The following is a 23,310-nucleotide window of genomic DNA, read 5'->3' as shown; positions in this document are numbered from 1 at the left end:
CCTTTAGCGGGGTGGTCCGAACCAGCTATTCACAGCCTCGTCCAGACCCTCCTGCGTCCCGTTACCCACCCACGCCACATATCCATCGGGCCGGATCAACACGGCGGTTGGCGCGGAGACCACACCCAGCGCAGGCAGCTCCCACGCACCGTCATATTCGGCGTCGACCAACCTGACGCGGTCCGACCACGGCGCGATGTCGAAGCTGCCGGGCGCGTTGAGGTTCAGGAACACGGGCCGCGCATCCTGGAGCAGCGTAAAGAGACGCAGAGGACCATCAGGCGTGGTGAGATCGAGGTCAGGCATGCGGCGGCCGAGCAGCGGATGCCCCTCGCCGAACTCGTAGTGGATTGCCAATCCGGACATTTCGGCTGCGATGCGTTTGCGCGGTTCCTCCATGCCAAGCAGCTCCGTTACGATGTCTCGCAAGGCTTCGGTGCGATCGTCGGTCCGCTGCAATGCGACCTGCGCCATCGTCGTGCGCAACACGCGGGCCGCAACCGGATGGCGCTCGGCGTGATAGGTGTCGAGCAAGGCTTCAGGCGACGTGCCTTTTATCACCTGGGCCAATTTCCAACCGAGATTGACGGCATCCTGCACACCGGTATTGAGGCCTTGTCCGCCGACCGGAGAATGCACATGGGCGGCATCGCCGGCGAGAAGTACCCGGCCCTTGCGGTAGGCCGTTGCCTGCCTGGACATGTCGGTGAACCTGGAAATCCAGTTGACGCGATGGATGCCGTAATCCGTTTCGAAGGCGGCGATGAGCGCTTCCCTGAGATCGTCGAGCGTGGGTTCGGTCGTCGCGCCGGCATTCTTCTCCGGCACCATCACGTCGATCGGACCTTCTTTGGCAAAGACGATCTTGCCGTCGTGGATTTCGTACTCCTCCCTGCCGAAGGCATAAATACCAAGGGCCGTGCGGTGGATGCCCAATGGCGGCTCCTCTTCCATCTCCACTTCGGCCAGAATGTTGCCGGTCGTCGGATCCCATCCCTCAAACGCAATGCCGGCAACCTTGCGAACCAGACTGCGCCCTCCATCGCAGCCGACGAGATAGCCTGCCCTGAGCGAGGCGCCATCGGAGAGTTCGATGGTGACGCCGCTGTCGTCCTGCGCGAAACCCGTTACCTCGAGACTGCGATAGATCGGTACCGCCAGCTCGTTGATCCAGCCGGCCAGAATGCGCTCGATATGCTTCTGCCGCAGCGCCAGCCCGTAATTGTGCCGGGTCGGAAAATCGCTGATTTCCAGACGCGTGACCGCGAACCCCGTGACCTGGGCCACCTGCCCTTCCGCGAGGAACCGGTCGACGATGCCGCGCTGATCGAGAACCTCGAGCGTGCGTGCGCTCAGACCGCCGGCACGCGTACCGGCAAGCTCCTGGTTGGGTCGGCGCTCGACAATGGCGACATCGACGCCTGCCAAGGCCAGCTCGCCTGCCAGCATCAGGCCCGTTGGCCCTGCCCCCGCAACCACGACTGCATGTTCCTTCATCCGCAAACTCCCTTATTTCAATTGCTCCAACGCAATATCTCAGGGTTCCAGAGACCTGGCCCCACTGCTTTCTCCCCATCCAATCGGCCCGTCCAATCGGTCCTGCGTAGATACCGATTTTCTCTGTCGCAGGTTGTTCTCCCTATAAATATGAGCTCCATACTGGTTGGAAGGACTTGCGACAGGATTTCGGGCTTGCTCTCCAAAGCCCTATTCGCTGCCACTTGCGGGTCTCTTGCTGTGGAGCCCAGGCGCCTCCAACGCGACCTGACCGGGTGGGCGCTGGATGTGGCAGGCGCCGTCCGTGGTCGATCCCCTCGAACGGATCAATCAATTCCTTGGAAAGACGTATCTCACTGCGGAGCTGGAGCTTTTTGCGGAATCGTCTCGGCCGCTGGTTGCTCAGACGGATCGGCGGGATGGCCATAGATTGTGTATACGGCCCCGCCAGCACCCCCAAGACGAGAAGAGCGAGGACGTAGAATATCATGCCGCGGATTGCCGTCTTCGGTGTCTCGTCCATCAACATCTCCAAGGTTACTCAGCGATCAAATTCGCTGCGAGCGCCTTTGGTTCCGACGCGGAGGTAGTTCAAGTGAGCACCCATTCACGGAACGATCCGGTCCGGATCTGGTTTACCCCACATCCTGGTTGCTATGGAGGTCACCATGTGGGCCATCCTGATCGGAGCCGCTCTCATCATCGGCGGACTTCTCTTTCTCTTTACCTCGGTGCTTGGACGAAGACCGAGTGATCCGCATCAAATGCCGCAAGGCGGCACCACGCTGGAGCCACGACGGCAAGGCCTCAGATTCCTCGGGATATCGAAAAACTGGCCGGCCCTGGCGGTTATCGCACTCGGCGCACTTCTCTTGGCTTTTGGCGGATATTCGTGACATCCGACAGCACTCGACCGCTCCAAAATTCCGGCATTATGGGGGCACGTGCGGCGCTTGTTTCACAATGCCGCCGAGATAGTGCAGCAAAACGACGAACGTCGATTGACGGCAATATAAGAGCCGCCGGTCAATGCTTGAGGCATTTGCGGCCCATTGCCATTGCTTTGTAAGTTCCCTTCAAGTCGACGACAAAGGTCCCCTTGGTTTCCGGAAACACGATCATTTCATATTTCTTCGCCAGGTCGCGCTTGAACTCCGGGCTGTCCGTCAAGATGTAGCCGCCAGAATATCCGCCCTTGAGCTCACCGTGGGTGCTGGTGGCAACACCACCATAGAGATGACCTCCGATTGAGACGAAGACTTCCGACTTGGTCCCGTTCTGAAGGCCGATATCAGCCTTCGAGAATACGCCAAGATATCCCACCTGCTGATCTGCGGTAACACCCATTTGCACCGAACTTGCACCATAGTCGCGCACGATCAAGCAATCTCCGCGGGTTTGATTTGTATAGACGGTCCAGTTCTCAACCTCCCCATATTTGACAAGCACATCACTGGCTTTGGGAACGGGATTTTGTCCATAGGCCGCCATCGCCGACAGCCCTACTGACGTCGCAGCGATCAGTGTCAAGAAACTTCTCATCGATATCCCCTTTTCGTGCGCAGGCTGAATTGCTCTGTGGCCGGGGCGGTGATCTGCGCGACCCACGTGATGACCCGGAAAAATTGAGCGTCAGAAAAAATTGGAACGGCAAGGCGGTCGAGAAATGCTTGGGCACTGTTCTGGCGGATTGGCATGCCCCCGATGCCGGATCTGGATGTGTGGAACTTCTATTCCAATTACCGCGGTCGAGACCGACCGTGACCATATATATGAATATGCTAAATAAAGAAATGAGAATGATCTCGATTTCGACAATAAAGCACTTGCAATTTTGTGGCAGCAAGCGGCTCGAGAAATGTTGGCCGGCAGGCGCCGACAGCAAAAACCCGGCTTTCACCGGGTTTTTGTTCAGGCACTACCAAGTCTGGCGACCGCTCCAGTCATCGATGTCGCGTTTAATACGATCCTTTTCGATGCCATACCGCTCCTGGATCTTGCCTTCCAGCTGGTCGCGCTTGCCGGCGATCTGGTCGAGATCATCGTCGGTGAGTTTGCCCCACTGCTCCTTGATCTTGCCCTTCGCCTGCTTCCAGTTTCCTTCGATCCGATTCCAATCCATGGTCGATTTCTCCTGTTGTTGATGAGAAGAAAACGGACCGCAGTGGAAGTTGGTTCCTGTGTCTCAGCGGATTTCCGCGAAGCTCAATTCCAACGTCAAAGACACAAGGCGCTGCCCATGTCAAATATCCACACCCTAATGAATAAAACCATAAATAATTCGTGAAGAACGAATAGATGTATAAAATATTTATTTATGTATGAAGCAAATATTCCTCTATTCTTGTGCTATACTGTCCAACGGGGAGAAGAACAATGGCGCTCGATGTATTCGTGAACCTCTACAATTTAGGTGGCCTGGACGCACTTAACGTTTCTCTGCGAAGCCTGTCAGATGACGAAAGGCTTGGCGCTTTACTCTCGCTTGAGAAGATAGGGTACGAAGTGATCTGGAATGCCCAGAGAAAGCCGGCATCTGCATATGTGTGGAGCGGGCCGAACGAGAATTAGTTGCCAGATGGGACAACGACCTATCACGACAATGGGGGTGAGACCTCACGACCTTGTGTCTCCCTTCACGTGCTTAAAAAGGAGATGTTCCATCCTCCCATCGATCCGAAGGAAGCGAGGGCGATCATGATCCGATCCCAGATAGCCGACGCACAAACCGCGTTGAGCGACGAAGAAGTTACCCTCTGCCAGAGAGTATTTGACCACATCAGCTCGGTGCGACAAATCACAACAGACACCGAGCGCGAAGATCTAGCTCGGCGGGTTATCCATTCGTACCAGCATGGGGTGAAGGACGAGGGCGCGTTACTGCGACTGTTGATCTAAGATCGCGGCAGCTATCTTGAAGACTAGAAATGGTGAGAGCGTCGGGGTTCGAACCCGAGACCTACTGATTAAAAGTCAGTTGCTCTACCAGCTGAGCTACGCTCTCCCTCTCCGCGGGTGTGACCACCCCGGCTGGAAGTGGGCGGAACATAGGCAGGCGACCCATTGCGGTCAACCGAAAAATTTGCCTTTTTCCGGCGGTCGGCACATTTCTTGCCAAGCGCAAGACAGATGTCTCGCGTGCAAAGACAGATTTCGTGCGTGCGCAAAAAGGTGATTGGCAATCGCTGGCCTGCAAAGCTAGGAACATCACGCAGATTGCAGCCGGAGAGAATGCGTGTCGATTGCCGATATTTCCCTGTGGAGCGCGTTGATAGCCGGGGCGCTTTCGTTTCTGTCGCCCTGCGTGCTTCCCCTCGTCCCGCCCTATCTCTGCTATATGGCCGGCATTTCAGTCGAGCAGTTCCGCGGCGGCGGTGCGATTGCGGTCGCGCCCGGTGTCAGGCGCGGCGTCTTCTTCTCTGCCCTCTTCTTCACGCTCGGCTTTGCCACCGTCTTCGTGGCGCTCGGCGCCGGTGCTTCCAGCATCGGAATGGCGCTTCGCCAGCATCTCGACCTCCTGTCGAAGATCGGCGGGCTGATCATCATCGTCATGGGGCTGAATTTCCTCGGCCTCTTCCGAATCGGACTGCTGACCCGCGAGGCGCGCTTCCAGGACGGCGGCAAGCCCGGAACGCTGACGGGCGCCTATGTCATGGGGCTTGCCTTCGCCTTCGGCTGGACGCCCTGCATCGGTCCCGTGCTCGGCGCCATCCTCGGCGTTGCCGCCTCGCGCGAGACGGTCGGCTCCGGCGCCGGGCTGCTTGCCATCTATTCGCTCGGCCTTGCCATTCCCTTCTGGATCGCCGCCGGCTTTTCCGGCGCCTTCATGCGGTTCCTGTCGCGCTTCCGCCGCCATCTCGGCACGGTGGAAAAGGTGATGGGTCTCTTCCTCGTGCTGACCGGCCTCGCCTTCCTGTTCGGATGGGTCAGCAATGTGGCGATCTGGTTCCAGCAGACCTTTCCGATCCTGATGCAGATCGGCTAGATTCCGTACCCAACTGCCGGTCGCGGATTTTCGAGGCGATGGCAGCGGCTTGCCGCATGCGATCGATTGCTCGATCATCCGCGCTCATCAGCATGCCGCCGGCGGTAGAAAGGGGGCCTGGACCTATGCCGTGGTATGGCTTGCCCTGTCCCTCGGCCCCACCCGCCCTTATCCCTCCACCCAATCGATCGCAAACACGCCTCCATGTAGCGTCGTCGATGCCGTGTTTAAGGCGGCGGTCAGAAGGAGACGAACATGAACCTTGAGACAAAGATGAGCCTGGAAAACACCGCACACACCGGCAGACCTCGGCTCGACGAATTGGTTCCGTCGCGGTACGCGGTGCAGGTCGGCGAGATTGAGGTGCTGGTGGTCAGCGACGGAGTGCTACCGCTCCCAACCGCGATGCTGGGACACAACATCGATCCATCAGTCCGAGCGACCTGGCTGAAAGACATGTTCCTGCCAGCGGACGCTTTCGACTGGGCGCTGAACGTTGTCGTGGTACGCAGCGGCGACCAGACCATACTCCTCGACGCCGGGCTGGGGATCGACCCGGACTTGCACCTGCCGCGGGCCGGGCAGCTGATCAAGCGACTGGAGGCCGCCGGTATCGATCTTGCGTCGGTGACCGATGTGGTCCTGACCCACATGCACATGGACCACATTGGCGGGCTGCTCGTCGACGGGGTGAAGGACCAGTTGCGTCCGGACCTGCGGATCCACGTGGCGGCGGCCGAGGTCAAATTCTGGGAGGCGCCCGATTTCTCCCGGGTCTCCATGCCGCCGGGCTTCCCGGACGCGCTTCGGGCGACCGCCAAGCGGTTCACCAAAGAGTATCGCAGCTATTTCAGGCTGTTCGATGACGAGTACGAGGTGGCGCCGGGCGTGGTCGTCCATCGCACCGGCGGGCACACCCCCGGGCACAGCGTGATCCGCCTGGCGTCCGGCGGCGACAGGCTGATGTTTGCCGGCGACGCCGTGTTCGCGGTCGGGTTCGAACACCCCGACTGGTACAACGGTTTCGAACACGACCCCGAGGAGGCGGTCCGCGTTCGCCTCCGTCTTCTGCGGGAACTGGCGGATACCGGCGAGCAGCTAGTGGCCACTCACCTGCCGTTCCCGTCTGTCGGCCGGGTGGCGGCCGACGGCGACGCCTTTCGCTGGGTAGCGGCCTTCTGGGATTACTGACCGGTTATTGGGTTGGGATCTTAGAGCGTGGACTCATCGCGTGAATGAGTCCACGCTCTACTGGTTTGTTTTTTGAGCAATTGCGGACGCAAAAACCGCTACACACTTTTGTTGGAATTGCTCTTGTTTCTGCGCAATTCCGGACGAAAAACCGCTACACACTTTTGCTGGAATTGCTTAAGTCAGATCCTGACCCGCCGATCATCCCCGTGCTCTGGAAGACCTCTTGGCCGATATCGTCAGCCTGCTATTGCCGTTCTTCGGCCTGATCCTGATCGGCTACATCGCCGCCAAGGCGACCAAGCAGCCGGCCGAAGCGCTCGGCTGGCTGAACACCTTCATCATCTATGCCGCCCTGCCCGCCCTGTTCTTCAAGCTCGTCTCGCGCACGCCGATCGAGGAGCTGACGCGGGTCGATTTCATCGCCACCGATATCGCGGCAACCTATGCGGTGTTCATCCTGCTTTTCGTCATCGGCCGTCTCTTGCGCGGCAATTCGCTCGCCGATTGCACCATCCAGTCCTTTGCCGGCGCCTATGGCAATATCGGCTACATGGGACCGGGCCTGGCGCTCTTGGCGCTCGGCGAAGGCGCAGCCGTGCCGGTAGCGCTGATCATCTGCTTCGAAAACGCGCTGCATTTCATCGTGGCACCGGCGCTGATGGCGGCGGCCGGCGACGACAAACGTTCGCTCAGTCGGCTTGTCGCCGATATCGTGCGGAAAGTTGGGCTGCATCCCTTCATCCTGTCGATGGCGCTTGGCTTTGCGGTGGCTGCCTTGCACATCGACCCGCCGCTGGCGTTTCAGCGCCTCGTCGATTATCTCGCCCAGGCGGCGGCGCCCTGCGCGCTCTTTGCCATGGGCGTGACGCTGGCGCTGCGGCCGCTGAAGCGGATCCCGGCGGAGATCTCCTATATCGTGCCGGCGAAGCTGATCCTGCATCCGATCGCGGTTTTCGTTGCGCTGACGGCGATTGGTGGTTTCGAGCCGGTCTGGATCCAGGCCGCCGTGCTGCTCGCCTCACTGCCGACGGCCACCAACGTCTTCGTCATCGGCCAGCAATACGGCGTCTGGCAGGAGCGCGCCTCGGCGACGATCCTGATCACCACGGTGTTTTCGGTGGTGACTGTTTCGCTCTGGCTAATCGTGATCCGTTCAGGCCTTCTTCCGCTTCAGCTTTTCCCGTAGCGCATCCGGAATATCGCGGAAGCCGCGGCCGGGCTCGATGCCCTCGCGCATGACGATGTTGCGCAGCGGCGGTATGGCCGAGAGGATATGCAGGCCGGCAGCCCGCAGCATTTGAACCGGCAGGAAATCCGAGAGCAGCGACCGATTGAGAATATCCACGCTTGCCGTGCGCGTCATGATATCGGCGCGGCGCCTGCGGTCGAAGCTTTCGCCGGCGTCGGCCGGCACCGGCAATTCCGCCCTGTCGCAGAGGATATCGGCAAGCGCCATGATATCGCGCAGGCTGAGGTTCAGCCCCTGAGCCCCGATCGGCGGGAAGACATGGGCGGCCTCGCCGATCAGCGCGATGCGTCCCTTGCCGAAACGATGCGCCATCATGCCGGAGAGCGGCCAGACCTGGACACCGTCTTCGACGCTCACCTTGCCGAGCATGGACTGCATGCGCGCCTCGACGAGAGCGCCGAGATCGGCAAGCGGCAATTCTATACGGCTCGTTGCCTCAGCGGGATCCTGCACCCAGACGAGGCTGGAGCGGCTTCCCGGCAGCGGCACCTGGGTGAAGGGGCCGTGTTTGGTGTGGAATTCGGTCGAGATATTCTGGTGCGGCAGCGAATGGGCGAAATTCAGCACCATGGCCGATTGCGGATAGGACCAGTTGCGCACGGTAATGCCTGAGGTCTCGCGCAGCTTCGAGCCGCGGCCATCGGCGCCGACGGCAAAATCGGCCGAGAGCGTCTCGCCGCCGGCCAGCGTGATCGAGACAGCCTCGGCTGATATGTCGATCGATTCGGCCATATCGGTGAAACGGGTGATATTGCCCTCGCCGGCGGCAGCCTCCTCGAGAATGCCGGTCAGCGCCTTGTTGGGGAAATTGTAGCCGAAGGCATCAAGGCCGACCTCGGCCGCGCGGAAGGTGGTCGTCGGCGCGCGCAGCAGCCTGTCGGTGCCGTCGACGATGCGCATGCTGGTCAGAGGAGCGGCTGCGGGGCGGAGCTTTTCCCAGAGCGCCAGGCGGTCGAGGAAGCGGATCGACTGATCCATCAGCGCGGTGGTGCGTCGATCCTCTTTCGGAGCGATGGGTGCCACCAGCGCCACGCTGCGACCGCCGCGCGCAAGGGCGATTGCGGCGATCATGCCAGCGAGACCGCCACCGATCACCGCCACTTCGAATGTCTTCATGCTATCGTTCCGCCATTCTAAAGCATGTCGTTATCGCAAAACCGCTGCACACTTTTGCGCGACATGCTCTGCAACGGCGGACCGGTCGCTTATGCGGCCGGCTTCGCCTGTCGGCGCCAACTATAGCCCTTACCGGCTTCGGCGTCACGCACCGCCGGCTGATAATGATGGGGAATGGCGGGAAGACGGTTTTCGGCCAGCCGCTTCAGCGCCGTGGCGTTGGTGACGGAAAAGCTGTCGATGCCGACGCGCAGCATCAGCGGCACTTGGTCGATCAGCACGTCGCCGACGGCGCGCAGCTCATTGGTGTAGCCGAGGCGCTGGCGCAGCAGCGAGGCATGGCTGAAGGCGCGGCCGTCGTTGAAAGCCGGAAAGGCGACAGCGACGATTTCGAGGCGATCGAGATAGGGCTCCAGCCTGCGCACATCGTCGGCCGGCTTGATCAGCACGCCGAGGCCGACATCGTTGCTTTCATCGGCCTTGGCGATCAGTTCGTCGAGACCGAGCAGCGGCTTCTGCTCCTCGGTCGCCTTCACCTCGTCGGTTTCGATCACCCAGGGATCGTTTTCGACAAAACCGGTTTCTCTCCAGATCTTCGTCATCATCCCCTCCTTATGCCGCTTCGGCGGCCGAGCCGTAGAGCGCAGTCTTGAAAGGCTGCGGTCCGACACGGCGATAGGCGGCGAGGAAGTTCTCGGAATGATCGAGGCGCAGGCCGAGATAGGTGTCGACGATCGTTTCGATCGCGTCCGTCACCCGGTCCGGCTCGAAGCCGCGGCCGATGATTTCGCCGATCGAGGTATGTTCGTCGCCGGAGCCGCCGAGCGTGATCTGGTAGAGTTCGGCGCCCTTCTTCTCGACACCGAGCAGGCCGATATGGCCGACATGGTGATGGCCGCAGGCATTGATGCAGCCGGAGATCTTGATCTTCAGCTCACCGATCTCTGCCTGGCGCTCGGCATTGCCGAAGCGGCGGGAGATTTCCTGCGCCAGCGGAATGGAGCGCGCATTGGCGAGCGCGCAGTAGTCCAGCCCGGGACAGGCAATGATATCGGTGATCAGGCCGGCATTGGCTTCGGCCAGATTGATGGCGACGAGGCCGCGATAGACGGCTTCCAGATCGGCGAGCGCCACATGCGGCAGGATCAGGTTCTGCTCATGGCTGACGCGGATTTCGTCGAAGGCATATTCCTCGGCAAGATCGGCGATCGCATCCATCTGCGCATCCGAGGCATCGCCCGGAATGCCGCCGATCGGCTTCAGCGAGATCGTCACCATGCCGTAATCGGGGTTCTTGTGCGGCTGCACGTTCTGCTGCACCCAGCGGGCGAAACCGGAATCGGCCTTCTTCCAGCGGGCAAGGTTTTCCCAGCCTTCGGCGCGCTCGGGCAGCTCAGGCGGCGCGAAATAAGCAGCGATCGACTGGACGTCCTTTTCCGGCAGCTTGAGCTCGGTATCCTTCAGCGCGGCGAATTCAGCCTCCACCTGGCGCGTCAGTTCCTCGGTGCCGGTTTCGTGCACGAGGATCTTGATGCGGGCCTTGTATTTGTTGTCGCGGCGGCCGTGCAGATTGTACACGCGCACGATGGCCGTGGTGTAGGAGAGCAGGTCTTCCTCGGGCAGGAAGTCGCGGATCAGCTTGGCGATCATCGGCGTACGACCCTGGCCGCCGCCGACATAGACGGCAAAGCCGATCTCGCCCTTGTCGTTCTTCTTCACGTGCAGGCCGATATCATGGACCTGGATTGCGGCGCGGTCGCGCTCGGCGCCGGTGACGGCGATCTTGAACTTGCGCGGCAAGAAGGAAAATTCCGGGTGGACCGACGACCACTGGCGCAGGATTTCGGCGTAAGGACGCGGATCGGCGATCTCATCGGCGGCGGCACCGGCGAAGTGATCGGCGGTGACGTTTCTGATGCAGTTGCCCGAGGTCTGCAGGGCATGCATCTCGACGCTGGCAAGATCAGCGAGCGCATCTGGAATGTCGGACAGTTTCGGCCAGTTGAACTGCAGGTTCTGGCGCGTGGTGAAGTGGCCATAGCCGCGGTCATAGGTGCGGGCGATATGGGCGAGCATGCGCAGCTGGCGCGCGCTCAGCGTCCCATAGGGAATGGCGATGCGTAGCATGTAGGCGTGGAGCTGCAGGTAGACGCCGTTCATCAGGCGCAGCGGCTTGAACGCGTCCTCGGCGAGCTCGCCGGAAAGGCGGCGCTGGACCTGATCGCGAAACTGCTCGACGCGCTCGGTAACAAAGGCATGGTCAAATTCGTCGTAACGGTACATCGTCTTCCTCAGACTGCAATGAATTCGGGATCGGCAGGAGCGTAGCCCGGGGCATATTCTATGGTCGGGCCTTGTGCGCGGATGCGCTCGCGAAGGCGAAGCGGCCAGAGAATGCCGTTGGTTTCCTGAACGTCGACGACGGCGACGTCAACGACCTCGTTGTCGGCATAGGATATTTTGCCGATCGCCTCCAGCGCCGCAACGGCCTCGGCATGACGGGCAACGAGCGCCTCCTGCAGCGAGGTGGACCACTTCCCATTCGCATCCAGCCAGACGGCAATGCCGTCCGTCAGCCGGTTGGCGGTCAGAACCTTGTCACCCATATTCAGCTCCTTGCAAGTTCCTCGAGCCGGGCGTTTGCGCGCACCAGGGGCTCGGACAGTTCGAAATTGGCGCCGGCGACCGCATCGCCGATGATGACCATGACAGGCCCGGTCAATTCGTCGCGGTGCTGCAGATCGGGCAGATCGGCGAGCGTGCCATGCAGCAGGCGGCGATCGGCGCGGCTGGCATTTTCGATGACGGCGACAGTGGTTTCGGCGGGAATGCCCGCCTGCATCAGCCGCTCGGCGACGGAGGCGGCAACCGTGCGGCCCATATAGACGGCAATTGTCGCGCCGGAAACGGCAAGGCTTGCCCAATCGGGCAGCACGTCGCCGGTAAGATCATGGCCGGTGGTAAAGACCAGCGAGGAGGCGACGCCGCGCAGCGTCAGCGGCAGCTCGAAATCGGCAGCGGCTGCGAAAGCCGAGGTGATGCCAGGCACGACCTCATAGGTGATGCCGGCAGCGCGCAGGGCCGCCATTTCTTCCCCTGCCCGGCCATAGACCAAGGGATCGCCGGATTTCAGACGGACGACGCGTTTGCCCTGGCGGCCGAGATCGACCAGCAGGTCGTTGATTTCTTCCTGGGACTTCGAGTGGCAGCCCTTGCGCTTGCCGACGGAAAGCCGCTCGGCATCCCGGCGACCCATATCGACGATCGCCTGCGGCACCAGCGCGTCATAGACGATGACATCGGCTTCCATCATCACGCGCTGGGCGCGCAGCGTCAGCAGATCCTCGGCACCCGGACCGGCGCCGACCAGCCAGACGTGGCCGGCGACCTTGTCCATCGCCTGCAGCAGCCGATCGGCGGCATGGCGGGCCTGCGGCAGGTTGCCGTTGGCGATCGCATCGGCAACGGCACCGGAAAAGAAGCGGCGCCAGAAGACCCGGCGGGAGACGCCTCTGGGAATCAGTTGTTCGACGGCCTTGCGATAGCTCGTTGCCAGCCCGGCAAGACGGCCGAGCGAGGGCGAAAGAAGCTGGTCGATCTGCGCGCGGATCATCTGCGCCAGAACCGGCCCTGCCCCTTCGGTACCGATCGCAACGGCGACGGGCGCGCGGTTGACCAGCGCCGGCGTGAAGAAATCGCAGTAATCGGGCTGATCGACGGCATTGGCCGGAATTCTGGCAGCGCGGGCGGCATCGACGATGCTGCGGTCGTCGGCTTCATTGCCGGTTGCGGCGAAGACGAGTGCTGAACCCTCGACCTGTTCGGCGGAGAAGGCAGCGCGCACGGTCTCGATGCGGTTGGCAATCACGAAGGCGTGGTAATCGGCTTCCGGCCGGTCGGCATAGGCAATGATCCGCGCCTTTGTGTTCAGCAGCAGCCGCACCTTGGCGAAAGCTTCGTCGCCATTGCCGAAGACAGCCGTCTTCTGGCCTTCCACGCGAAAGAAGGCGGGAAATACCGAAAGCTGTTCAGTCTTGGGAGGCATCATCAATCCACTTCGAAGTTGCCGGAATATGCCCTTGATCGACAAGGGATTGAAGGAACAGAAATTCGAAAGCCCAAGCAAGCAGGTATTCTTTTGCTCGTGCCGTCAATGATTTGAGAAAAGTCACCCGTGCTGCCAAAAAGCCGCATATTCCCAGCCCGCTTGCTGCAGCGCAGTATAAAGCCTGTGACAAAAGACGTCCACCGGTGCTTCGCGCATTTCACTCGCGCCGCCAAGACGATAGACTGAGGAAAACTGGAGAGCCCCCATGCCTGATAAGACCATTGCCTCCCGCCTGCTTCAGGTCATGGAAGACGATATCCTGCCGCTGACGGAGCGTGGCGTTTCGCTTGGCAACAAGGTGTTCGGTGCGGCGATCCTGCGGAAATCCGATCTTTCGCTTGTCGTCGCCGAGACCAATAACGAGCTGGAGAACCCGCTCTGGCACGGCGAGGTGCATACGCTGAAGCGTTTCTACGAGCTTGGTGACAAGCCGCCGACCAAGGATCTGATCTTCCTGTCGACGCACGAACCCTGCACCATGTGCATGTCGGCGATCACCTGGGCGGGCTTAGACAATTTCTACTATTTCTTCAGCCACGAGGATTCGCGCGACGCCTTCGCCATTCCGCACGACCTGAAGATCCTGAAGGAAGTCTTCGGGCTTGAACCCGGCGGCTACCGCAGGCAAAACGCCTTCTGGAACAGCTTTGCCATCGCCGATCTCGTCGAGACCGAGGAGGCTCCGCTGAAGACCGCGCTGCAGACACAGACCGCCCGCATCAAGGCGCGCTACGACGTGCTGTCGACCAGCTACCAGTCGTCGAAGAGCGCCAACGACATTCCACTGAACTGAGGGCCATTGAACTGAGGGCCTCTGAACTGAAGCCTGCTGAACCGAGGCAACATGGAACCTTCCAAAGACATTTCGCGGCTGATCGAGATCATGGCGGCGCTACGCCATCCCGAAACCGGCTGCCCCTGGGACATCGTGCAGAGTTTCGAGACGATCAAGCCCTATACGATCGAAGAGGCCTATGAGGTCTCCGATGCGATCGAGCGTAGCGATATGGACGATCTCTGCGACGAACTGGGCGACCTGCTGCTGCAGGTGGTCTTTCATGCCCGCATGGCCGAGGAGGCGGGCGAATTTTCCTTCGGCGACGTGGTCAACGCCATCACCGCCAAGATGATCCGCCGCCATCCGCACGTCTTTGCCCGCTCGGCGGCGGATACGCCGGACGCGGTGAAGAGACAATGGGACGAGATCAAGCAGGCGGAGAAACGCGAGCGCACTGAACGGCGGTCACGGCGCGGCATCACCGAGGACTTCAACGGCGGTTTCCTCGGCTCCGTGCAGCGTAGCTTCCCGGCCTTGACGGAGGCACTGAAGCTGCAGGAACGCGCCGCCAAAGTCGGCTTCGACTGGTCGGCACCCGAGCCGATCCTCGACAAGATCGAGGAGGAGATCGGCGAATTGCGGGTGGCCCTTCGCGAAGGCGATCAGGCAAAGGTCAGCGACGAGCTCGGCGACCTGATCTTCGCGGTCGTCAATATCGGCCGGCATGTGAAGGCGGATCCGGAACAGGCAGTGCGCGGAACAAATACAAAATTCCGCAGGCGGTTCAGCCATATAGAACAGGTTCTTGAAGCAGAAGGCGAGACGCTGGAGGCAGCCAGTCTCGAACGCATGGAGGAAATCTGGCAGGCGGCGAAGGCGATTGAAAGAGCGATCGTGGTTGGGGCGGAGTGAGTTATCGCCTGTCCGGTTCGTGCAGATGGCTGCCCCTCACCCTAACCCTCTCCCCGTAAACGGGTAGAGGGGACGTGCCATACCAGAGGTGCGCGGGAGCCGAGACATTGCGGCTTGTCCCTTCGCCCCGTTTACGGGGAGAAGGTGGCGGCAGCCGGATGAGGGGCTGGTCTCGTCGACCTTACCGCTCCCAATCTTCCTTTGAAGACTTCGGTCCGTTGCCGATGCGGCGTTCGAGTTCGGTCGCCTCGGTTTCCGAGAGGCGCAGATCGAGGGTGATCGTGCCGTCCTCATTATCCTCGCGGCCGTCGACGATCGCGTGGTCGTAAAGCCAGGGCAGCAGCGCCAGCTTGTCGACCGGAAGGCGGATCGTCGCCACGGTCATCACGCCTGACAGTCTGCGGCTGATCTCTTCCATCAGCGTGTCGACGCCCTCGCCGCTGACGGCCGAAACCGCCACCACGTTGCTGGCGCCGGCCGATTTCTGCATCATGGCATCATGCACCTCGGGCTCCAGCCGGTCGATCTTGTTCCAAACTTCGATCAGACGCTTTTCGGCTTCGGCTTCGTCGATGCCGAGGTCGTTCAGGATGCGCATCACGTCGGAGCTCTGCGCCTGGTTGTCGGCATCGGACATGTCGCGGACATGCAGGATGAGATCGGCTTCCAGCACCTCTTCCAGCGTCGCCCGGAAGGCGGCGACCAGATGGGTCGGCAGGTCGGAGATGAAGCCGACGGTGTCGGACAGGATGACGGTGCGGCCGTGCGGCAGCTTCATACGCCGAAGCGTCGGGTCGAGCGTGGCAAAGAGCATGTCTTCGGCCAGCACGCCGGCGCCGGTGATACGGTTGAACAGCGTCGATTTGCCGGCATTGGTATAGCCGACCAGCGCCACGATCGGGTGCGGCACCTTGCGGCGCTTGGCGCGGTGGAGCTGGCGGGTGCGCACGACCTGCTCCAGCTCGCGTTCGAGCTTGATGATGCGGTCCTGCAGCATCCGCCGGTCGGCTTCGATCTGGGTTTCGCCGGGGCCGCCCATGAAGCCGCCGCCGCCGCGCTGGCGTTCAAGGTGGGTCCAGCTTCGGACCAGGCGGCCCTTCTGATAATTCAGATGGGCGAGATCGACCTGCAGCGTGCCTTCCTTGGTGGAGGCGCGGCGGCCGAAGATTTCGAGGATGAGGCCCGTCCGGTCGATGACCTTGGCGTTCCATTCCTTTTCGAGATTGCGCTGCTGCACCGGCGTCAACGGATGATCGACGATGACGAGACCGGAATCGCGCTCATCGAGCAGCGCCTTGATCTCCTCGATCTTGCCGGTGCCGAGCAGCGTGGCTGGTCTCGGATCGTTGACCGGGACGATCGAGCCATTGACGACATCGAGGTCGATCGCCTGGGCAAGGCCCGTCGCCTCTTCGAGACGGCTTTCCGGCGTGCGGGTCGAGGCCGATTCACTCTGGCCGCCGCGACTGCGCGATTTCAGCACCGGCACGACCACAGTCGCGCGCATATCGTCCCTGTGCTTGGCGGCCTCAGGGATGATCGAATCGTTCTTGGTATCGCGTGTCGAAATGACGGCTGATCCTGTTAGGACGCTGCTTCTTCACTCTCGAACATCTGCATGGGCTGGCCCGGCATGATCGTCGAGATCGCATGCTTATACACGAGCTGCGAATGGCCGTCACGGCGAAGAAGAACACAGAAATTGTCAAAAGACGTAACAACGCCCGTGAGTTTCACGCCGTTGATCAGAAAGATTGTCAGGGAAATCTTTTGCTTGCGAACAGTATTGAGAAATAAGTCCTGAAGATTCTGAGAACGTTCCGCCATCGCGCCGCTTCTTTCTTTATTGCCGACCTGATCTGGCCGGTAGAATATCAATCAACCTCACCATGCGAAGACCGGGTGGCATCCTCGTTCCACCTGTCCAGCAAATCTTGGTATCAAATCGCAATCTTTTCCGCAACGTCGAAAAAAGCTTCGCGGACTTTCTGCGAAACGCTGCCCGGATGCCCGTTGGCAATGGCCTGGCCATCGACGGAAACGACCGGAAAACAAATGCTTGTGGCTGCAGTGAGGAAGACCTCGCGGGCTGCGAGCATCTCCGAAACGGAGAAGTTCCGCTCGGCGATCGTCAGCCCCAGCTTGGCTGCGACATCCATCAGAGTGGTGCGGGTAATGCCGCGCAGAATGCCGTGTTCGGCCGGGCGCGTCACCAGCGTTCCGTCCGGATCGACGATCCAGACATTGGTCGCCGCCCCTTCCTTCACCATGCCGTTGCCGTCGGTATAGATCGCTTCCTGGGCGCCGGCCTCCTTGGCCTGCTGGCGGGCCATGGCATTCGGCAGCAGGCCGACGGACTTGATGTCGACGCGGTCCCAGCGGTTGTCGACAAGGGTGATCGCCTTGATGCCGTTGGCGTTCTTGGCGGCGATGATCTTGGCATCGGTGCTCTTGGCGGTGATCACGAGTGAGGGCGGCGTCCCCTCAGCCGGGAAGACATGATCGCGGCGGGCGACGCCGCGCGTCACCTGCATGTAGAAAAGCCCGTTGCGGACATGGTTGCGGCGCAGCGTCTCGCGAATGACCTGCGTCAGCGCCGCCCGGCCCATCGGCCAGGCGATGCGCAACTCACCAAGCGATCGGTCGAGACGGTTCAGATGGCGTGTGAGATCGACGATATAGCCGTGGCGCACCTCGCAGACCTCGTAGACGCCGTCGGCAAACTGGTAGCCGCGATCCTCGATATGCACGCTGGCATCGGAATGCTTGACGTAGCGGCCATTCACATAGGCAATTCTCGGCATGGGAAACCTGGTCTTCCGGAAAGCAATATGGGCGCGGCGCAGCGTCGGCCGCGCCGGAAAGGATCAGACGCCGAGCGACTTCAGCTTGCGGTGCAGCGCCGAACGCTCCATGCCGACGAATTCCGCGGTGCGCGAGATATTGCCGCCGAAGCGGTTGATCTGGGCGATCAGATAGTCCTTCTCGAACATCTCGCGGGCTTCGCGCAGCGGCAGTGTCATGATGTGATAGTCGTTCTTGGCGGACACCTTCGGCAGCATGTCGCCGAGATCGGTCGGCAGCATGTCGGCGGTGATCGGCGCATCCGGGCCGTCGGTGCGGGCAAGGATCATCAGCCGCTCGATGTTGTTGCGCAGCTGGCGGATGTTGCCGGGCCAGTCATGCGCCTGCAGCACCGCCATGGCGTCGTCGCCGATACGGCGCGGACGGATGCCGGCCTGCTCCGATATCTGGCGCATCAGTTGATCGACGAGGAAGGGAATGTCCTCGCGCCGTTCGGCAAGGGCCGGCACACGCACCGGCACGACGGCGAGGCGATGATAGAGATCCTCGCGGAACCAGCCCTCGGCGATGCGGCTCTCGAGATTATAGGCGGTCGAGGAGATGATGCGGACATCGACCTTGACGCGCTTGGAACCACCAACGCGCTCGAACTGCTGGTCGACCAGCACGCGCAGGATCTTGTTCTGCGTCTCGCGCGGCATTTCGCCGACTTCGTCGAGATAGAGGATGCCGCGATGGGCTTCTTCGAGCGCGCCGATCTTGCGCGCCTGGCCGGGCGTGCCCTCGGTGCCGAACAGCGCCACCTCCATGCGGTCGGGCGTGATGTTGGCGGCGTTGATCGCAACAAAGGGGCCGTTGGCGCGGGTCGACTTCTTGTGGATCATCCGTGCCACCAGCTCCTTGCCGGAGCCCGAGGCGCCGAGGATCATGATGCGGCTGTTGGTCGGCGAAACCTTCTCGATCGTCTGGCGCAGTTGCGAAACGGCGACCGAGGTACCGATCAGCTCCAGCGCGTCACCGGTGCGGCGCTTCAGGTCGGAAACCTCGCGCTTCAGCTTGGAATTCTCCAGCGCCCGTTCGGCGATCAGGATCAGCCGGTCGGCCTTGAAGGGTTTCTCGATGAAATCGAAGGCGCCGCGCTTGATCGCCGAGACAGCGGTCTCGATGTTGCCATGGCCTGATATCATCACGACGGGCAGTTCCGGATGGCGGGTCTTGATCTCGTCGAGCAGCGACAGGCCATCGAGCTTGCTGCCCTGCATCCAGATATCGAGGAAGATCAGCCGCGGCACCCGATCGGAAATCGCCGCCAGCGCGCTGTCGCTGTCATGGGCCGTGCGCGTCTCGTGCCCCTCGTCGGAGAGAATCCCGGAAACGATCTCGCGAATATCGTGCTCATCGTCGACGACGAGAATATCAGAGGCCATAAACGCTTTCCTTGTCATTGGCTGCGGGAGCGGGCGTCGGATCCAGGCGTGGCAGATGCACGCGGATCATGGCCCCTCTTCCCCGGTCAAAATCGGCGGGCGCATCGTGCAGCTCCAGCTGCCCGCCATGTTCCTCGATGATCTTCTTGACGATGGCGAGGCCGAGGCCGGTGCCCTTCTCACGCATCGTCATATAGGGTTCCAGAATGCTGTGGCGGTTCTCCACCGGCAGGCCGCGGCCATTGTCGATCACGTCGACGGTGAAACGGTCGCGGCCGGTATCGAGGGCGGCGCGGACGAGAATCTTGCGTTCGTCCCGTTCGTCGCTCGGAACGGCCTCGATCGATTCGACGGCGTTCTTGATGAGATTTCCAAAAGCCTGGCCGAGCATGCGGCTGTCGAACAGGCCCTCCAGCGGCTGGTCGCCGAAATCCTGCTCGAAGGTGACGTGATGGTTGCCCATCTCGCGCAGGAAGATCGCGTCGCGCAGGATATTGCGCAGGTCGCTCGGCTCCTTGGTCGGCTTCGGCATGCGGGCAAAGGCGGAGAATTCGTCGACCATGCGGCCGATGTCGCCGACCTGGCGGATGATCGTATCGGTGCACTGGTCGAAGACGGTCCGGTCACCCGGGTCGATCTGCTTGCCGTAGCGGCGCTGGATGCGCTCGGCGGACAGCTGGATCGGCGTCAGCGGGTTCTTGATCTCATGGGCGATGCGCCTTGCCACGTCGCCCCAGGCGGTCGAGCGCTGGGCGATGACGAGATCGGTGATGTCGTCGAGCGTGATCACGTAGGATTCGCTCATGTCGCGCACCTCCTCGCGGGTAACCTGCACACTCAGCGTCCTCACAGTGCCGCCGCGCACCAGCGCGATCTGCTTGCGGAAATCGCCGCGATAACGCACCGCTGCCTCGGTCAGCACGTGATCGACCTCAGGGGCGATATCGACCAGCTGCTTTCCGAGCATCTCGTCGGCCGATAGCGACATCAGCGTCTCGGCCGAACTGTTGACGATGGCGATGCGGCGGTCCTGCTCGACGCCGATGACAGCGGCGGTGACGCCCGAAAGCACCGCCTCGATGAAGCGGCGGCGGTCGTCGACCTCGTCCTTGGCCTCCAGGATCTCGTCGCGCTGGGTGCGGATTTCCGAGATCATCTTGTTGAAGGTGCGTGAGAGATTGGCGACATCGCCGTCGACGGCATGCACCGGCACGACGATGTCCATATTGCCCGATGCAACGCTGTCGGCCGCGGTGATCAGCAGGCGGATCGGCCGGACGATGCGGTCGGCGACGGCGATCGCCGTCCAGATCGCCGCCAACAGCACGATCAGCGCGAAGCCGATGTAGAGCACGGCGAAGGCGACCTGCAGCGAGAAGCGGTTCGCCTCCATCGAGCTGTATTCGGTGGCGTTCTCCTCCATCATGCGCATGGCACCCATGACCTTGGGATCGACGGCGCGCACCGTATAGAGAAAAGTGCCCTGGATGGCATCGAGCTTGATGATGGCGCCGACGAGATTGGTGACGCCGGGCGGGATCAGCGTCGGCTGGCCGGCAGCCGCCTTTTCCAGCGCGTCCTGTGGAATGGCCGGCAGCGGCTTTTCGGTGGCGATATCGGCCTGCACGATCACCGAGCCGTCGCGCTCGACGAGAAAGGCGCCGAGCAAGCCGCGGCCCCTCGCCTGGCGGGTCATCAAGTCGGCAAAACCCGTCCTGTCGAGGCTGTAGAGCGCACGGTTGCGCTCCAGGTCGTTGGCCATGGAGACCGTCTGCCCCTGCAGATAGCTGGCATTCTCCATCATGTAGGCCTGGCCGATATTGCGCGACGAGCTGACGATCGACTGGGTGCGCAGGGCAAACCAGCGGTCAAGGCCGGCATTCAGCGTGATGCTGGCGAAGATGGCGACGAGGATCGCCGGCGTGATCGCCACGATCGAGAAGAGCACGACGATGCGGATATGCAGACGGGCTGCCGCACGGCCGCGGGTGCGCGCCTTGAGCAGCCTTGCCACCTCGCGAGCGATCAAGGCCAGCAGCGTCAGGACAAAGAAGGAATTGACGATCACCGAGGTGATGACGACATGCGACGTCGGCGCGATCGGCGTCAGACCGAGCAGCACGAACAGCGTCGCCGTGGCGCAGAGAAGCGCGCCGCCGGCGAGCACGAGGCCGGGCACGGCAAAAAGGGCGCGGCGATCGGTCACCGTCGTCACCGTCTCGCCCGCCGCCGCCGGCGATACCCCATCCTGCGTCATTCGGCCTCTCTTCAGACGGCACCTGCCGCCCTCGCCATCCGATCGAAACCAAGGAAACGCCGGCTTAAAAAAGCCAGCGTTGCAACGACTCGATCGGGAGCGAATGTCTAAACCCTTGCGTGACCTTTAAGCAACGCATTGTGGCGAAAATGCAACGCATCTCGTCACATTGTCAAGCCGCGCTGACCTTGTCCATCACAATGAGCGCCTTCAGTTCGAAGGCCCGGTTCGGCAAGCCCTCGCTCCATTTCGCAACGGCGATCAGGGCACGGCGGGCGGTCGAAAAAGAAAGCGGAGTGATTTCCCAGGTTTAATCTCGGCGGACGGACAATGACGATGCGCCGTCATCTCGCCGACCGGCATGCCATACGCCTTGAAATGCACGGTTCTTGGAAAGTCCGATCCGCTTACCGATCGCACCGACGATAGCCTAGGACCTATTGCAGATCGGGTTAGGATCGGCAGCCCTCTCGGGTTGGTAAAGCCGTCCTCCAAGGTTCGGACTGCCGCCAGGCGCGGATTACCGCGACAGGCAATTTGATCCAGCGCAACGCTTGAACCCGGCATTCATCGTATCCCTCCAGGCAACTCCATAACCATGGAGGATAATGCCTCAAAGAGGAGATGCAGAATGTCCATGTTCAGACTGCCAACTATCACTCTGCTGGCCTTGCTCGGTGCCATGGGCATCGCGTCCGCCCAGACGAAAAGTCCAGACTTGGCCCAGTCGGAGGCTAAGCCCGAGGCCGAAGGATCGGAAATGATGCCCGGCATGATGGGCCGCAACATGATGTCATCGGGCATGAGTGAAGGAATGCGCATGATGGGGCCAATGCACGGTCATATGATGAAGATCATGTTCGTCATCGCCGATAGTGATGGGGACGGCGCAATTTCTTTCGAAGAGTTGACCGCAATCCACAAACGCGTCTTCGACGCGGTCGATGCAAACAATGACGGCAAAGTCACACCTGAAGAAATGCAGTCGTTTATGCAGGACATGTGACCGGAGGCTCGGCATTTGTCACCCCGCGTCAGACCGAGAGCTGATCTTGATCCGGATCAATGCAACGGACCCACGACACGCCTAGGTTTGCTTGCGGCGGAGGGAATCGCTCGTTTTCTTCGATCAGGGGGCGAGATTGGCAGCAGAACAAAGTGTCGGTCACGAACATGAAGCCGACTGGAGAACGACCATGCAGAAGCAGTCCTCCTCGCAACCGAGGCAGCATATCGAAAAGCACAAGGCGATCCTTGACGAACGCCGGCATGAGCTGGAAACCCGCCTGCGAGCGATCGAGCATGATTTCGAGCAGCCTCGTAATCCTGATGATGACGATCGTGCCACCGAGCGAAATAACGATGAAGTCCTGGAAGTACTCGGCGAGACTGGACAAAAGGAGCTCCTCGCCGTCGAGGCGGCGTTGGACCGGATTCAGGCTGGAACTTTTGGCATCTGTGTAAAATGTGGCAAGCCGATCGCCGAGAGGAGGCTTGACGCCGTCCCCCACACACCTTTCTGCCAGTCTTGCGCTCAGTCGATTTAAAGCAAGGCCACCGCGCTCTGCGATCTGAACCCTTCCAAATGGCTTAACTTAACGGCCGTACGTCAACCGCTCGCGCCTCGACAGAAGCTGGTTCAATGCGGCTGGAGGCACAAAAGCTCTCCACCCGCATTGATGTGCCGTCCATGCGACGTGCAACTTGGCTTACTGTGCGTGTTGCTTGCGCATGGCCTCGGCGATTTGTGCCTTGACTGCGTCTATTCCGAAGCTTCCGCCTTTCTGCATCGGCGGAAATTCAATGGCGGTCTTCGCCAGTTCTTCGACTTTTTGCTGAACCAGGACGAAACGCCAGAACTCGAACTTGTACCATTCAAAGTATTCTTGTGAACCAACGTTACCCTTGAAAAAGGCCGTACGCTCGAATGGATCAAGGCGCAGGTTTATCACGGTCGGCACGTCCAATTTCACCGTATTGCC

General features: G+C 61.1%; 24 protein-coding genes, 1 tRNA gene and 1 pseudogene. 10 read left to right on the top strand and 16 right to left on the bottom strand.

Annotation, left to right across the window (positions count from 1 at the left end; translation table 11 throughout):
• Nucleotides 1–3 precede the first annotated feature (3 nt).
• The gene (locus AC1ECN_RS19845) at nt 4–1,497 is read right to left on the bottom strand and encodes an FAD-dependent monooxygenase (protein WP_130661541.1); all 1,494 of its coding nucleotides are present in this window, start codon (nt 1,495–1,497) and stop codon (nt 4–6) included.
• Nucleotides 1,498–2,165: 668 nt separating this feature from the next.
• On the opposite strand from AC1ECN_RS19845, the gene AC1ECN_RS19840 reads away from it, so the two are divergent.
• Nucleotides 2,166–2,393 carry a hypothetical protein gene (locus AC1ECN_RS19840; RefSeq protein WP_130655338.1) on the top strand — a complete coding sequence of 76 codons (228 nt, stop codon included), beginning with the start codon at nt 2,166–2,168 and terminating at the stop codon, nt 2,391–2,393.
• A 130-nt stretch (nt 2,394–2,523) separates the two neighbouring features.
• On the opposite strand, the gene AC1ECN_RS19835 is transcribed toward AC1ECN_RS19840, so the two are convergent.
• Nucleotides 2,524–3,039 (bottom strand): hypothetical protein, encoded by a 516-nt coding sequence (locus tag AC1ECN_RS19835; protein ID WP_018484770.1) that lies wholly within the window; start codon nt 3,037–3,039, stop codon nt 2,524–2,526.
• A gap of 376 nt (nt 3,040–3,415) precedes the next feature.
• Nucleotides 3,416–3,619, bottom strand: coding sequence for a CsbD family protein (locus AC1ECN_RS19830; protein WP_003559213.1), 204 nt, complete (start codon nt 3,617–3,619; stop codon nt 3,416–3,418).
• A 254-nt stretch (nt 3,620–3,873) separates the two neighbouring features.
• Between AC1ECN_RS19830 and AC1ECN_RS19825 the strand changes: the two genes are divergently transcribed.
• On the top strand, nt 3,874–4,068 hold the full coding sequence (locus AC1ECN_RS19825; RefSeq protein WP_024321921.1) for a hypothetical protein: 195 nt from the start codon (nt 3,874–3,876) through the stop codon (nt 4,066–4,068).
• A gap of 126 nt (nt 4,069–4,194) precedes the next feature.
• The gene (locus tag AC1ECN_RS19820) at nt 4,195–4,395 is read left to right on the top strand and encodes a hypothetical protein (protein ID WP_024321920.1); all 201 of its coding nucleotides are present in this window, start codon (nt 4,195–4,197) and stop codon (nt 4,393–4,395) included.
• Between the two features lie 30 nt (nt 4,396–4,425).
• Here the strand turns inward: AC1ECN_RS19820 and AC1ECN_RS19815 are convergent.
• Nucleotides 4,426–4,501: transfer RNA gene (locus AC1ECN_RS19815), tRNA-Lys, on the bottom strand.
• A gap of 231 nt (nt 4,502–4,732) precedes the next feature.
• Here AC1ECN_RS19815 and AC1ECN_RS19810 point away from each other — a divergent pair.
• The 3 genes from AC1ECN_RS19810 to AC1ECN_RS19800 all read left to right on the top strand — a co-directional run bounded on the left by AC1ECN_RS19810 (nt 4,733) and on the right by AC1ECN_RS19800 (nt 7,862).
• Nucleotides 4,733–5,482: a cytochrome c biogenesis CcdA family protein gene (locus AC1ECN_RS19810; RefSeq protein WP_018484762.1), complete on the top strand. Its 750-nt coding sequence runs from the start codon at nt 4,733–4,735 to the stop codon at nt 5,480–5,482.
• Between the two features lie 255 nt (nt 5,483–5,737).
• Nucleotides 5,738–6,673, top strand: a complete 936-nt coding sequence (locus AC1ECN_RS19805; RefSeq protein ID WP_130661540.1) for an MBL fold metallo-hydrolase — start codon at nt 5,738–5,740, stop codon at nt 6,671–6,673.
• A 226-nt stretch (nt 6,674–6,899) separates the two neighbouring features.
• Entirely contained in the window at nt 6,900–7,862 is a 963-nt protein-coding gene (locus tag AC1ECN_RS19800) for an AEC family transporter (protein WP_130661539.1), read from the top strand.
• Here AC1ECN_RS19800 and AC1ECN_RS19795 read toward each other — a convergent pair.
• From AC1ECN_RS19795 to cysG, 5 genes are all read right to left on the bottom strand, one after another.
• Nucleotides 7,830–9,041, bottom strand: coding sequence for a UbiH/UbiF family hydroxylase (locus AC1ECN_RS19795; RefSeq protein WP_130672558.1), 1,212 nt, complete (start codon nt 9,039–9,041; stop codon nt 7,830–7,832). The genes AC1ECN_RS19800 and AC1ECN_RS19795 overlap by 33 nt on opposite strands.
• A gap of 89 nt (nt 9,042–9,130) precedes the next feature.
• Nucleotides 9,131–9,643, bottom strand: coding sequence for a DUF934 domain-containing protein (locus tag AC1ECN_RS19790; protein WP_130662793.1), 513 nt, complete (start codon nt 9,641–9,643; stop codon nt 9,131–9,133).
• Between the two features lie 10 nt (nt 9,644–9,653).
• Nucleotides 9,654–11,324, bottom strand: a complete 1,671-nt coding sequence (locus AC1ECN_RS19785) for a nitrite/sulfite reductase (RefSeq protein WP_130661537.1) — start codon at nt 11,322–11,324, stop codon at nt 9,654–9,656.
• A gap of 8 nt (nt 11,325–11,332) precedes the next feature.
• Nucleotides 11,333–11,647 carry a DUF2849 domain-containing protein gene (locus AC1ECN_RS19780; protein ID WP_130661536.1) on the bottom strand — a complete coding sequence of 105 codons (315 nt, stop codon included), beginning with the start codon at nt 11,645–11,647 and terminating at the stop codon, nt 11,333–11,335.
• A gap of 2 nt (nt 11,648–11,649) precedes the next feature.
• On the bottom strand, nt 11,650–13,086 hold the full coding sequence (gene cysG / locus AC1ECN_RS19775) for a siroheme synthase CysG (protein WP_477953890.1): 1,437 nt from the start codon (nt 13,084–13,086) through the stop codon (nt 11,650–11,652).
• Between the two features lie 268 nt (nt 13,087–13,354).
• Here cysG and AC1ECN_RS19770 point away from each other — a divergent pair, with 268 nt between their 5' ends.
• Entirely contained in the window at nt 13,355–13,942 is a 588-nt protein-coding gene (locus AC1ECN_RS19770) for a deaminase (protein ID WP_130661535.1), read from the top strand.
• Between the two features lie 51 nt (nt 13,943–13,993).
• On the top strand, nt 13,994–14,839 hold the full coding sequence (gene mazG, locus AC1ECN_RS19765; RefSeq protein WP_130661534.1) for a nucleoside triphosphate pyrophosphohydrolase: 846 nt from the start codon (nt 13,994–13,996) through the stop codon (nt 14,837–14,839).
• Nucleotides 14,840–15,020: 181 nt separating this feature from the next.
• On the opposite strand, the gene hflX is transcribed toward mazG, so the two are convergent.
• The 5 genes from hflX to AC1ECN_RS19740 form a co-directional block, all read right to left on the bottom strand.
• Nucleotides 15,021–16,346 carry a GTPase HflX gene (gene hflX, locus AC1ECN_RS19760; RefSeq protein WP_130661533.1) on the bottom strand — a complete coding sequence of 442 codons (1,326 nt, stop codon included), beginning with the start codon at nt 16,344–16,346 and terminating at the stop codon, nt 15,021–15,023.
• A 77-nt stretch (nt 16,347–16,423) separates the two neighbouring features.
• The gene (gene hfq, locus AC1ECN_RS19755) at nt 16,424–16,666 is read right to left on the bottom strand and encodes an RNA chaperone Hfq (protein WP_003539403.1); all 243 of its coding nucleotides are present in this window, start codon (nt 16,664–16,666) and stop codon (nt 16,424–16,426) included.
• A 113-nt stretch (nt 16,667–16,779) separates the two neighbouring features.
• On the bottom strand, nt 16,780–17,643 hold the full coding sequence (locus AC1ECN_RS19750; RefSeq protein WP_018073499.1) for a D-amino-acid transaminase: 864 nt from the start codon (nt 17,641–17,643) through the stop codon (nt 16,780–16,782).
• 63 nt (nt 17,644–17,706) lie between these two features.
• Nucleotides 17,707–19,071, bottom strand: coding sequence for a nitrogen assimilation response regulator NtrX (gene ntrX, locus AC1ECN_RS19745; protein WP_130661532.1), 1,365 nt, complete (start codon nt 19,069–19,071; stop codon nt 17,707–17,709).
• Entirely contained in the window at nt 19,061–21,328 is a 2,268-nt protein-coding gene (locus tag AC1ECN_RS19740; protein WP_130655326.1) for a sensor histidine kinase NtrY-like, read from the bottom strand. The genes ntrX and AC1ECN_RS19740 overlap by 11 nt, the downstream gene beginning before the upstream one ends.
• Before the next feature lie 631 nt (nt 21,329–21,959).
• On the opposite strand from AC1ECN_RS19740, the gene AC1ECN_RS19735 reads away from it, so the two are divergent.
• On the top strand, nt 21,960–22,334 hold the full coding sequence (locus AC1ECN_RS19735; RefSeq protein WP_245483780.1) for an EF-hand domain-containing protein: 375 nt from the start codon (nt 21,960–21,962) through the stop codon (nt 22,332–22,334).
• A 28-nt stretch (nt 22,335–22,362) separates the two neighbouring features.
• On the opposite strand, the gene AC1ECN_RS19730 is transcribed toward AC1ECN_RS19735, so the two are convergent.
• A complete protein-coding gene (locus AC1ECN_RS19730; protein ID WP_245484751.1) occupies nt 22,363–22,725 on the bottom strand; it encodes a hypothetical protein in 363 nt (120 codons plus the stop codon).
• On the opposite strand from AC1ECN_RS19730, the gene AC1ECN_RS19725 reads away from it, so the two are divergent.
• The gene (locus tag AC1ECN_RS19725; RefSeq protein ID WP_245484743.1) at nt 22,615–22,875 is read left to right on the top strand and encodes a TraR/DksA family transcriptional regulator; all 261 of its coding nucleotides are present in this window, start codon (nt 22,615–22,617) and stop codon (nt 22,873–22,875) included. The two genes, AC1ECN_RS19730 and AC1ECN_RS19725, sit on opposite strands and share 111 nt — an antisense overlap.
• A gap of 162 nt (nt 22,876–23,037) precedes the next feature.
• Here the strand turns inward: AC1ECN_RS19725 and AC1ECN_RS19720 are convergent.
• Nucleotides 23,038–23,310: pseudogene (locus AC1ECN_RS19720) on the bottom strand (arylsulfatase); the annotation flags it as partial.

The organism is Rhizobium sp. 01N447_2 (genome assembly GCF_056399245.1).
This window is presented reverse-complemented; position numbering and strand designations above follow the sequence as displayed.